The sequence below is a fragment of the Mycobacterium venezuelense genome (assembly GCF_054919535.1).
In genome coordinates, this window is record NZ_JBONDW010000004.1 from 245,811 (window position 1) to 256,785 (window position 10,975).

General features: G+C 67.1%; 9 protein-coding genes and 1 tRNA gene. 2 read left to right on the forward strand and 8 right to left on the reverse strand.

The window, feature by feature from the left end:
- The first annotated feature begins 2 nt into the window (after window positions 1-2).
- Window positions 3-677 (forward strand): aminodeoxychorismate/anthranilate synthase component II, encoded by a 675-nt coding sequence (locus ACRCUN_RS08600; protein ID WP_462141205.1) that lies wholly within the window; start codon window positions 3-5, stop codon window positions 675-677.
- On the opposite strand, the gene pknB is transcribed toward ACRCUN_RS08600, so the two are convergent.
- The 7 genes from pknB to ACRCUN_RS08635 all read right to left on the reverse strand — a co-directional run bounded on the left by pknB (window position 655) and on the right by ACRCUN_RS08635 (window position 10,288).
- Window positions 655-2,526, reverse strand: coding sequence for a Stk1 family PASTA domain-containing Ser/Thr kinase (pknB, locus tag ACRCUN_RS08605; protein WP_462141206.1), 1,872 nt, complete (start codon window positions 2,524-2,526; stop codon window positions 655-657). The genes ACRCUN_RS08600 and pknB overlap by 23 nt on opposite strands.
- The gene (locus ACRCUN_RS08610) at window positions 2,523-3,779 is read right to left on the reverse strand and encodes a protein kinase domain-containing protein (protein ID WP_462141207.1); all 1,257 of its coding nucleotides are present in this window, start codon (window positions 3,777-3,779) and stop codon (window positions 2,523-2,525) included. Before ACRCUN_RS08610 ends, pknB begins: the two co-directional genes overlap by 4 nt.
- Entirely contained in the window at window positions 3,776-5,251 is a 1,476-nt protein-coding gene (pbpA, locus tag ACRCUN_RS08615; protein ID WP_462141208.1) for a D,D-transpeptidase PbpA, read from the reverse strand. The genes ACRCUN_RS08610 and pbpA overlap by 4 nt, the downstream gene beginning before the upstream one ends.
- Complete coding sequence (locus tag ACRCUN_RS08620; protein ID WP_462141209.1) at window positions 5,248-6,663, reverse strand: peptidoglycan glycosyltransferase RodA; 1,416 nt, start codon at window positions 6,661-6,663, stop codon at window positions 5,248-5,250. The genes pbpA and ACRCUN_RS08620 overlap by 4 nt, the downstream gene beginning before the upstream one ends.
- Window positions 6,660-8,183 (reverse strand): PP2C family protein-serine/threonine phosphatase, encoded by a 1,524-nt coding sequence (locus tag ACRCUN_RS08625; RefSeq protein WP_462141210.1) that lies wholly within the window; start codon window positions 8,181-8,183, stop codon window positions 6,660-6,662. Before ACRCUN_RS08625 ends, ACRCUN_RS08620 begins: the two co-directional genes overlap by 4 nt.
- A 48-nt stretch (window positions 8,184-8,231) precedes the next feature.
- On the reverse strand, window positions 8,232-8,699 hold the full coding sequence (locus ACRCUN_RS08630; protein ID WP_067849830.1) for an FHA domain-containing protein FhaB/FipA: 468 nt from the start codon (window positions 8,697-8,699) through the stop codon (window positions 8,232-8,234).
- Between the two features lie 131 nt (window positions 8,700-8,830).
- Window positions 8,831-10,288 carry an FHA domain-containing protein gene (locus ACRCUN_RS08635; protein ID WP_462141211.1) on the reverse strand — a complete coding sequence of 486 codons (1,458 nt, stop codon included), beginning with the start codon at window positions 10,286-10,288 and terminating at the stop codon, window positions 8,831-8,833.
- Between the two features lie 260 nt (window positions 10,289-10,548).
- Here ACRCUN_RS08635 and ACRCUN_RS08640 point away from each other — a divergent pair.
- Window positions 10,549-10,631, forward strand: a tRNA-Leu gene (locus ACRCUN_RS08640).
- Window positions 10,632-10,710: 79 nt separating this feature from the next.
- Here ACRCUN_RS08640 and ACRCUN_RS08645 read toward each other — a convergent pair.
- A complete protein-coding gene (locus ACRCUN_RS08645) occupies window positions 10,711-10,881 on the reverse strand; it encodes a hypothetical protein (RefSeq protein WP_462141212.1) in 171 nt (56 codons plus the stop codon).
- Window positions 10,882-10,975 lie beyond the last annotated feature (94 nt).

Sequence of the window (10,975 nt, forward strand, 5' to 3'; positions counted from 1 at the left end):
CGATGCAGGTTCTCGTCGTCGACAATTACGACAGCTTCGTGTTCAACCTGGTCCAGTACCTGGGCCAGCTCGGTGTGGACGCACAGGTCTGGCGCAACGACGACGAACGACTGATCGGCGATGACGCCCTCGCCAAGGTGACCGCCGACTTTGACGGCGTGCTGCTGAGCCCCGGCCCGGGCACCCCCGAACGCGCAGGCGCGTCGATCCCGCTGGTGCGCGCAAGTGCGGCGACGGGCACGCCCCTGCTCGGGGTCTGTCTGGGGCATCAGGCCATCGGCGTCGCGTTCGGCGGAACCGTGGACCGCGCACCCGAACTGCTACACGGCAAGACGAGCGTGGTACACCACACCGATGACGGTGTGCTGAAAGGACTTCCAGACCCGTTCACCGCCACGCGCTACCACTCGCTGACAATCCTGCCCGACACCGTGCCTGCCGAGCTCGAGGTCATCGCACGCACCGAAGGCGGCGTGATCATGGGCGTGCGTCACGTCGAGCTGCCCATTCATGGCGTGCAATTCCACCCCGAGTCGATCCTGACCGAGGGCGGGCACCGCATGCTGGCCAACTGGCTCGGCTACTGCGGCGCCGCGCCCGCCGAGAACCTCGTCCGTCAGCTCGAGGACGAGGTCGCCCGCGCCGTCGCGGCCGCTACGACGCGAAACTCAGCGTGACCTTCGCGTCGCGGTTCACCGGGGTGCCCGCTGCGGGAGTCTGCGTCACCACCGCGTTCGTGCGCTGACCGCTGTCGCGGATATCGGGACCCTTATCGAGTTGCCCAGTCCAACCGAGGGCCGTCAACCTCGGATAGACCTGATCCCAGAACTGGCCGACCACGTCGGGCATGATGAACTGGTTGCCCTTCGACACGTGGATCTGAATCACCGTGTCCTTCGGCACCGACTGCCCTGCGGGCGGCTCGGTGCCGACCACCTGGCCGGCAGGCGCGGTGTTGTCCACCTCGACAACGACGGTGTTGGGAAAGCCAGATGCACCCAGGATCGCCTTGCAGCTGTCGGCGGTCTGCCCGACGCAGTCAGGAATCTGGGCATTCTCCGGACCCGATCCGACCACGATCGTGATCTCGTTGGTGACCGCCGCGAGCTGATTGGCCGGCGGATTCGTCGCGAGTACCCTGCCCTTCTGTTCGGGTGTGGAGGGACTCGGCGACTCCCTGGTCTTCTCGAACCCGGCCTCTTTGAGCTTCTGCCGGGCCTGCTGCGGCGAAAGGTCCTTCACATCGGGCACCTGGACCTGTTGCGGACCGGTGGAGACGTTGATGGTGATCTCGTCCCCCGCGGAAACCTCGGTATTGGCCGCCGGATCGGTGCTGATCACAAGCTCGGGCAGCACGGTGTTGTCGGGCTGGCGCTCGATGACGGTCTTGAAGCCACGGTTCTGCAGTGCGGCGACCGCCTCATCGAACTGCTGACCGCTCACGTCGGGTACCTGCACGTCGCGCGGTTTGTCGCCGACCATGTTGATCGCCACCGTCACGACCACGGTGAGTATCGCGAGCACCGCCACCGCGATGAGCCAGCGGGCAACCGAGTTGCCGCGGTCACGCGAATAACCGGCGGGCCGTGGGACGGGCATGTCCTGCGTCGCGGCCCCGCGGTCCATCGGTGCGGTGAGCATCGACGTGCGCTCGGCGTCGGTGAACACCTTTGGCGCGTCGGGAGCCTGCCCGCTGTGCACGCGGATCAGGTCGGAACGCATCTCCGCGGCGGACTGGTAACGGTTGTCGGGATTCTTGGCCAGCGCCTTGAGCACGACGGCGTCGAGCTCGGGCGAGATGCCCTGATGGCGGTGCGACGGCGGAATCGGGTCCTCGCGCACATGCTGATAGGCCACCGCCACCGGCGAGTCGCCGATGAAAGGTGGTTCGCCCGTGAGGATTTCGTACAGCACGCAGCCGAGCGAGTAGACGTCGGAGCGGGCATCGACCGTCTCGCCGCGGGCCTGTTCCGGTGACAGGTATTGCGCAGTACCGATCACGGCGGCGGTTTGCGTGACGCTGTTACCGGTGTCGGCGAGTGCCCGCGCGATGCCGAAGTCCATCACCTTCACAGCGTTGTTCTTGCTGATCATGATGTTGGCCGGCTTGACGTCGCGGTGGATGATGCCGTGCTGGTGGCTGAAGTTCAGCGCCTGGCACGCGTCGGCGATGATCTCGATCGCACGCTTCGGCGGGATCGGGCCGTCCGTGTGGACGATGTCGCGCAGCGTCACGCCGTCGACGTACTCCATCACGATGTAGGGCAGCGGCCCGTTCGGCGTCTCGGCCTCACCGGTGTCATACACCGCGACGATCGCGGGATGGTTCAGCGCGGCGGCGTTCTGGGCCTCGCGGCGGAACCGCAGATAGAAGCTGGGGTCGCGGGCCAGATCGGCGCGCAGCACCTTTACCGCGACATCACGGTGCAGCCGCGTATCACGTGCCAGATGAACTTCGGACATGCCGCCGAAGCCGAGGATTTCGCCGAGTTCGTATCGGTCGGAGAGGTGCTGAGGCGTAGTCATTGCAGTATCTGTTCCGGTGCTACGGGGGCCCGCGGCATGATCACGTGGAATCCCAGCTCAGGCAACGCTGCCGGCGACTGGTAAGGCGTTGTCTCGGTCACCGTGTCGGTGACTGTGGGTGGTGGCGTCTGCTCGCGTTCCTTGCGGTCCTGCGCGTTGAGCACGATCAGGATTGCGATGACGATCGCCAGCGCGCCGAGGACGCCGGCCGCCCACAATAGCGCCCGCTGGCCGGACGAGAACGTACGCCGCGGCGGCGGCACCGGTCGATGGGCGCTCGTGGTCGTTGGCCTCGCGCGCGCGGCGGTGACCGGCGCGCGTCCGGTCAGGTCGGCGGCCGCACGAGCCTGCGCAGCGGACGGCACCGCGGCAGGCGCAGCACGGCCCAGTGTCGGGGCCTGGTTGGGCCGGGGCGGGCGGCGGCCGGAGCGCACCGCGGCCACCGCATCGGCGAACGGCCCACCCGACTTGTAGCGCATGCCCGGGTTCTTGACGAGCGTGATCTCGATGAGCTCACGCACATTGGGCGGTAGATCGGCGGGCAGCGGCGGCGGTGTCTCCTTGATGTGCTTCATCGCCACCGTGAGCGCGCCGTCACCGGTGAACGGCCGTTTACCCGAAACCGATTCGTAGCCAACGACTCCCAGCGAATACACATCGCTGGCCGCGGTCGCGTCATGGCCCAGCGCCTGCTCCGGCGCGATGTACTGGGCGGTGCCCATCACCATGCCGGTCTGGGTGACCGGTGCGGCGTCGACGGCCTTGGCGATACCGAAGTCGGTGAGCTTCACCTGCCCCGTCGGGGTGATCAGGATGTTGCCCGGCTTGACGTCGCGGTGCACCAGCCCCGCGGTGTGGGCGACCTGCAGCGCGCGCCCGGTCTGCTCGAGCATGTCGAGCGCATGGCGCAGCGACAGCCGTCCGGTGCGCTTGAGCACCGAGTTCAACGGCTCACCATTGATGAGCTCCATGACCAGATACGCCGTGCGGCCTTCGCCGTCGAGCTCGGTCTCGCCGTAGTCGTACACGCTCGCGATACCGGGGTGGTTGAGCATCGCAACCGTGCGGGCCTCCGCGCGGAACCGCTCGACGAACTCGGCATCGGTGGAGAACTCGGCCTTGAGCACCTTGACCGCGACGCGGCGGCCCAGCCGGGAGTCGACAGCTTCCCACACCTGGCCCATACCGCCGGTGGCGATCAGCCGCTGCAGCCGGTAGCGACCGGACAGCGTGACTCCGACCCGGGGACTCATGAACCCTCCCGCAGCGCCGCCGCGATCGTGGCGCGTCCGATAGGGGCGGCCAATGCGCCGCCGGTGGCTGACAACCGGTCGCCGCCGTCCTCAACCAGCACCGCGACCGCGACCTTGGGGTCGGAGGCCGGTGCAAAGGCGATGTACCAGGCATGCGGCGGAGTGTTGCGGGGGTCAGTCCCGTGCTCCGCCGTACCAGTCTTCGAAGCGATCTGCACGCCGGCGATAGCTCCCTTCTGCTGAGTCACCTGCTCGGCGGCGACCATCAAATCCGTAAGTGTAGCCGCGACCTGGGGTGACACCGCTCGGCGCTCTTGGACGGGCGCGGTGGTGCTGATGGTGGCCAAGTCCGGCCCCTTGAGGTTATCCACAAGATAGGGGCGCATGGCTATGCCGTCATTGGCGATTGTGGCGGCCACCTGTGCGTTCTGCAACGGTGTGAGCGCAACATCCCGCTGCCCGATGCTCGACATTCCGAGCGCGGCTCCGTCGAGTATCGGTCCGGTTGTGGACTCCGCAACCTGCAGCGGGATCGCCGGAGGCGGCGCGTCCAAGCCGAACGCCTGGGCCGTCGCCTTCAGCTTGTCGGCGCCGGTGTCGAGACCCAATTCCACGAACGCGGTGTTGCAGGATTTCGCGAACGCCTCGCGCAGCGATGTGGTCGGTCCGGACCCGCACGTCGCGCCGCCGAAGTTCTCGAGCGTCGCGGTGCTGTCCGGCAACGAGGTCCGCGCCGCGGAGGTCAGCTGAGTGTCCTGGGTGGCGCCGGCCTGCAGCGCGGCCGCGGTGGTGATGACCTTGAAGGTCGAACCCGGCGGGTACGTCTCCGAGATCGCCCGGTTGAGCAGCGGTGACTGTGCGTCGTCACGCAACTGCTCCCACGCCGTGCTCTGCGCGTTGAGATCATGCGTGGCCAGCAGATTGGGGTCGTAGGACGGTGCCGAGACCATGGCCAGGATCTTGCCGGTCGACGGTTCGAGCGCGACGACCGAGCCCCGGCACGGCCCGTCGCAGCCGGTCTGCATCGCGTCCCAGGCGGCCTGCTGCACCTGTGGCTTGATGGTCGTGTCGACGTTGCCGCCGCGGGGGTCGCGGCCGGTGAAGAAATCGGCGAGCCGACGGCCGAACAGGCGCTCGTCGGACCCGTTGAGGATCGTGTCCTCGGCGCGCTCGAGGCCCGTGCTCGAATACGCCAGCGAATAGAACCCGGTGACGGGTGCGTAGGCCTGTGGGTTCGGATAGACCCGTAGGTACCGGAACCGCCCGTCGGTGGCGACCGAGTACGCCAGGAGCTGGCCGCCCGCGCTGATCTGCCCGCGCTGGCGGGAGTACTCGTCGAGGAGCACCCGCTGGTTGCGTGGGTCGGCGCGCAACCCGTCGGCGGTGAAGACCTGAGTCATCGTGGCGTTGGCCAGCAACAGCACGATCAGCACCATGATCGCGACGGCTACCCGGCGCAGTGAGGTGTTCATACCTTTTCGATCACCTCGGTACTTGCGGCCGCGATGGGCGTCGCGTTCGGCGGCCGCTCGGTGGTGATCGGGCGACGTGCGGCGTACGAGATGCGCACAAGGATGGCCAGCAGCACATAGTTGGCTACGAGCGAGGACCCGCCGTAGGACATCCACGGCGTGGTGAGACCGGTCAGCGGGATCAGCCGGGTGACGCCGCCCACGACGATGAACAACTGGATGGCCAGCGTCGAGGCCAGGCCCGCGGCAAGGAGCTTGCCGAAGCTGTCCCGTACCGCGATGGCGGTGCGCAGGCCGCGGATGATGACGATCGTGTAGAGCATGAGAACGCCTGCGAGACCGACCAATCCGAGTTCCTCGCCGATGGCGGCGACGATGAAATCGGTGGCAGCGGCAGGCACGGTGCCGGGCTGCCCATTGCCGAGACCGGTGCCGAAGATGCCACCGGTGGCGAAGCTGAACAGCGACTGCACCATCTGATAGCCGGCGCCCTCAGGATCGGCGAACGGGTCGAGCCAGGTCTGCACCCGGACCTGCACATGGCCGAAAATGTGGTATGCCACAACGCTTCCCACCGCGAACAACGCGAGCCCGATGACCACCCAACTGAGCCGTTCGGTAGCGACATAGAGCAGCACGAGAAACGATGCGTACAGCAGAAGTGAAGTGCCCAAGTCCTTTTCGAAGATCATCACGCCCACCGATGCGGCCCACGCCAGCAGCAACGGTGCCAGATCGCGTGGGCGGGGCAGGTCGACCCCGAGGAAGTGCTTGCCGGCACTGGTGAACAGGCTGCGCTTGGCCACCAACACCGACGAGAAGAAAATGAGCAGCAGGATCTTGGAGAACTCGGCCGGCTGAATCGAGAAGCCCGGGAACTGAATCCAGATCTTCGCGCCGTACTGCTCGGAGTACCGGGCGGGCAGCAGCGCCGGAATCACAAGCAGCACAAGGCCCGTCAGGCCGCAGATGTATCCATACCGGGCCAGCATGCGGTGATCTTTAAGAAAGATCACCACTAGCACGAACGCGATGACGCCGACGAGGGTCCACAGCATCTGCTGGTTGGCGGTTCCGCCGAGGCCATCGGAGGTCATGTCCCCCTTGGCCAGATCCAGCCGGTGGATCATCACCAGGCCAAGCCCGTTGAGCAGGGCGACCACGGGCAGCAGCAGCGGATCGGCGTATGGCGCGAACCGGCGCACGGCCAGGTGGGCGCCGCCGAACAGCGCGAGGTATCCGACCGTGTACCGGGCCAGATCCCAGCTCAACCCCTGTTCCTGGTTGGTCTCGACGATCAGCAGCGCGACCGTGGTGATGAGCGCCGCGAACCCCAGCAGCAGCAGTTCCGCGTTGCGCCGATTGGGTAACGGCGGCATGACGGTAACCGGCGACTGGGGTTGCGTCGTCATGACACCGCCCGGCAGTTCGTCCCCGGTTCCGGTGGCGGGGGAGGCAGTGCGGTGACGGTGGGCGACGGCGTTGGCGACGGTGGCGGAGTCGGCCCACCCGGGGGCGGCGGGGTCGGCGCGGGCGCGGTGACGGTCGTCGGCGTCTCCGGCGCGGGGGTGCCGCCTGGTCCGCGTGCGCTGGGCTCCGGCGCGGGTTCGGAGGTCGGAGTCGGTGGGGGCGGAGGCGTCGTCGTTGTGGGCGTCGCCTTGCGGGGGGCGCACACCGGCAATACCGAACTTCGGGCGAGTTCGGTGATCTGCGCGAACGCCTCGTCGAGGGTGCCGCCGGGCAGCCCGGCCACCACCTGGGCGCGCTCGGACGGGCGCATGTCGTCGACGGCCATCAGCCGGCACGCTAGGTTGTCCTGGTTCTCGTCGGCGCCGATCAGCGACAGCTCGTTGCGGTCATTGAGGCAGCCAAGTCGGTAGGGCTCCTGCAGTGAGTAACCCAGAAACGAGCCCTGGATACCGCGCATGATCGAGACCGTGCCGTCGTGTTCGGCGACGTAATAGTTGTTGCGGATGATTTCGCGGCCGATCGCCAGCCCGCCCACCACGACCAGCACCAGCAGGATCGCGGCGATGATGATTCGGCGCCGCGATTTGGGTTTGCGCGACGGCTCGGCGGGTTGGGGTACCACCCGCTTGGGCTCGTTGCGGCGCGGGTTGAACGCCGAGGCTCGACCGGCGGCGGTGTTGGGCGGTGCGCTCTGGTCGTCGTCACCGGACACCGCGCCGGCCAGAATCGGTTGCGTCTGCCCGTAGTCGTAATCGACGACGTCGGCGACGACGACCGTGACGTTGTCGGGGCCACCGCCGCGCAGCGCCAATTCGATGAGCCGGTCAGCACTTTCGGCGACATCCTCGATCTGCAGGGCCTCGTGGATGGTCTCCTGGCTGACCGGATCGGATAACCCGTCCGAGCACAGCAGATAGCGGTCGCCGGCTTTGGCCTCGCGCATGATGAGCGTCGGCTCGACCTCATGGCCCGTGAGTGCCCGCATGATGAGCGAGCGCTGCGGATGGCTGTGGGCCTCTTCGGCCGTGATGCGGCCCTCGTCGACGAGGGTCTGGACGAACGTGTCGTCTTTGGTGATCTGCGTCAGTTCCCCGTCGCGCAGCAGATAACCCCGCGAGTCACCGATGTGCACCAGGCCGAGCCGGTTACCCGCGAACAGGATCGCCGTCAGCGTCGTGCCCATGCCGTCGAGCTCGGGATCGGCCTCGACGTGCGCGGCGATCGCGGAGTTGCCCTCGGCGACCGCGGAGTGCAACTTACTCAGCAGGTCGCCGCCGGGCTCATCGTCGTCGAGGTGTGCCAGCGCCGCGATGACGAGCTGTGAGGCCACCTCGCCCGCGGCATGCCCACCCATACCGTCGGCGAGCGCGAGCAGCCGTGCGCCGGCATAGACGGAGTCTTCGTTGTTGGCGCGGACCAGGCCGCGATCGCTGCGGGCGGCATATCGGAGAACGAGCGTCATATTGCTCCTCGCGTGCGCGGGGTCATAGCGCTCCTCGCGTGCGCGGGGTCACGGGCGCAGCTCGATTACCGTCTTGCCGATCCGGACCGGCGTGCCTATGGGAACCCGTACTGCTGTTGTCACCTTCGCCCTGTCGAGGTATGTGCCGTTGGTCGATCCTAGGTCCTCGACGTACCACTCCGAACCTCGTGGCGAGAGTCTGGCGTGGCGCGTCGAGGCGTAGTCGTCGGTGAGGACCAGTGTCGAGTCATCTGCCCGGCCGATCAGAACCGGTTGGTTGCCCAGCGTGATGCGGGTACCGGCCAAGGCGCCGTCGGTCACCACGAGCTGGCGCGCCACATGCCGGCGTTGCCGGTTCGGCAGCAACGAACCGCGCAGCGCAAGCCCACGGCGCACCATCACCGCACCCGTCGGGGCGTATATATCGGTGCGCAGGATGCGCAGCACCGACCAGATGAACAGCCACAGCAGCAACAGGAAGCCGACGCGCGTCAGCTGCAGCACTAACCCCTGCATCCGACGTCCTTTCCGTGGCAGTCCCGTTGGTGTCTTTCAGCGACCTTCGGCATCGTCACGATACTTGGACAGCGATAGGCATGAGGGTGAAGCGGGCTGCTTGTCACCCCGTTGTGTCCGGTCCGCGACGCTCAGTGCACGCGCACGATGATCTCGGAGTGCCCCAGCCGGATGACGTCGCCGTCCGCCAGTTGCCACTCCTGCACCGGTGCGTTGTTCACTGTGGTGCCGTTGGTGGAGTTGAGGTCTGACAGCAACGCCACCTGACCGTCCCACCGGATCTCCAGATGCCGACGAGAAACGCCCGTGTCCGGCAGCCGGAACTGAGCGTCCTGGCCGCGGCCGATCACGTTTGCGCCCTCGCGGAGCTGATAGGTCCGGCCACTGCCGTCGTCGAGCTGCAGCGTGACGGTCGCGCCACCGGCCTGGTAGTCACCCGCGCCGTAGCCGCCGCCGTAACCGGCCTGCCCGCCGCCCGGAGCACCGTAGTCGTAATCCCGGCCGGCCGGCTCGCCGTAACCCTGCTCGGGGTAGCCGCCGGGTGCCGGTTCGCCGTAGCCGCGGCCATAGTCGGTCTGCTGACCGTATTCGGGCCGTCCGTACGACTGACCGCCGTAGCCACCCTGCTCGGGGTAACCGCCGCCCTGGCGGGGATCCTGCCTGCCGTAGTCGTCGTGGCGCCCCGGTGCGGGCTGGCGACCGTAGTCGTAGTCACCGGCAGGACCGCCGTAACCCGGCTGTCCGCCGGGAGGAGGCCCGTACCCACCGGGCTGCTGGCCGTATCCCCGGCCCGCCGGCTGGTCATAGCCGCCACCGGGCTGGCCGTAGCCGCCGGCAGGCGGACGCTGCTCGTAGGACTGCGGCGGGTAGCCGCCCTGATCGGGGTAACCGCCTTGGTCCGGGTAGCCACCCTGATCGGGATAGCCGCCTTGGTCCGGGTAACCACCCTGATCGGGATAGCCGCCTTGATCGGGGTAACCGCCGCGCGGCGGGTAGCCGCCCTGGTCCTGCGGGGGGTAACCGCCTTGCTCGGGCGGGTACTGGCCGCCACGCGGATCATCCTGCTGACGCCCGTAGCGGTCGTCGTAATAGTCGTCGCCGGGCCGCCCCTGTCCCTGGCCGCCGCGGTAATTCGGGTTATCGGTCATAGGTGGTTCTCCTGATTCTGCGGTGAACGCATGGTCGCGTTGGGCTCGCGCGGATTCGCTAGCGGTCGAATCGGGGTTGACCGCGCCATGCGCGCGGAACTGTCCGGTGTGCAAGTTCGGTGATTGCTCAAATCTAACGACCACATCACCATACGTTTGCCATCCCTGATCACGGATAAATCCCCCCAGATGCTTGGCGAACGCGGTCGAGGTCAGGTCAGTATCGGCGCTTACCTTCTGATAGTCAGTCCCACTGAGGGTAATTACGTACTCGTTCGGTGCCAAAACTTGTCCGCCCGCGACCGTGCGGGCCCGCGATTCCGCTTCCCGGCGCAACGCCGCCTCGACTTCCTGCGGGACGATGGAGCCGCCGAAGACGCGGGCGAAGGCATCGCCCACGGTGGACTCGAGCTTGCGTTCGATGCGGTCGACAAAACCCATGTCACCGCCCGCCTTCACTCGTCGTCGTTGATGGCCCAGATCGGCAGCCGGTGCTACCGCGTGTCGCTCTGGCCACACTGCTCACAAGCATGGTATCGGCCTGGGCTGCTTCTGCGGGACCAACAGAACTCTGAGAATCGGATCGCGGCTGGTCAGTGACCTGATCTTGATGACCTTAAGGATTCATTCACGGTTTCTGTGCCGTGATCGGCGCGGTTTGGGAACCGAGCGCGCGCAGTGATACGCTGCCTCGGTCATTCGGGCGAGTGGCGGAATGGCAGACGCGCTGGCTTCAGGTGCCAGTGTCCTTCGGGACGTGGGGGTTCAAGTCCCCCTTCGCCCACAACGAAAAGGCCCCGGCTCAACGCCGGGGCCTTTTCTGTGTTGTGTCTCTCGCAGTGTGTTGTCTGTCGCAGTCGCTATCAGCCCGCATCGGCCGGCCACAGCGGACGCGGCGGCCGTGGCGCTACCGCTTGATAGGACGGGTGCCGCCGCTTCGCCGCCTCGAGCGCGTCGGCATCGGGATGGGCCGCGAGCCAGACAGGATGGGTCTCGAGCGATATGACCGTCGCGCCGACGTTCTTCTTCTGCATGGCGACCTCCCTTGGGCCACTACTTGATCCGTACGCTCAAGCGTGCTCGGCAAAGCTGAGCGCAGCAGTCGACGAGGCCGTGAAGTTGCTAAGA

What these genes read in the sequence shown, in the direction of transcription:
- ACRCUN_RS08600 (WP_462141205.1), top strand. Translation starts at nt 3, where the DNA reads ATGCAGGTTCTCGTCGTCGACAATTACGACAGCTTCGTGTTCAACCTG.
- pknB (WP_462141206.1), bottom strand. Translation starts at nt 2,526, where the DNA reads ATGACTACGCCTCAGCACCTCTCCGACCGATACGAACTCGGCGAAATC.
- ACRCUN_RS08610 (WP_462141207.1), bottom strand. Translation starts at nt 3,779, where the DNA reads ATGAGTCCCCGGGTCGGAGTCACGCTGTCCGGTCGCTACCGGCTGCAG.
- pbpA (WP_462141208.1), bottom strand. Translation starts at nt 5,251, where the DNA reads ATGAACACCTCACTGCGCCGGGTAGCCGTCGCGATCATGGTGCTGATC.
- ACRCUN_RS08620 (WP_462141209.1), bottom strand. Translation starts at nt 6,663, where the DNA reads ATGACGACGCAACCCCAGTCGCCGGTTACCGTCATGCCGCCGTTACCC.
- ACRCUN_RS08625 (WP_462141210.1), bottom strand. Translation starts at nt 8,183, where the DNA reads ATGACGCTCGTTCTCCGATATGCCGCCCGCAGCGATCGCGGCCTGGTC.
- ACRCUN_RS08630 (WP_067849830.1), bottom strand. Translation starts at nt 8,699, where the DNA reads ATGCAGGGGTTAGTGCTGCAGCTGACGCGCGTCGGCTTCCTGTTGCTG.
- ACRCUN_RS08635 (WP_462141211.1), bottom strand. Translation starts at nt 10,288, where the DNA reads ATGGGTTTTGTCGACCGCATCGAACGCAAGCTCGAGTCCACCGTGGGC.
- ACRCUN_RS08645 (WP_462141212.1), bottom strand. Translation starts at nt 10,881, where the DNA reads ATGCAGAAGAAGAACGTCGGCGCGACGGTCATATCGCTCGAGACCCAT.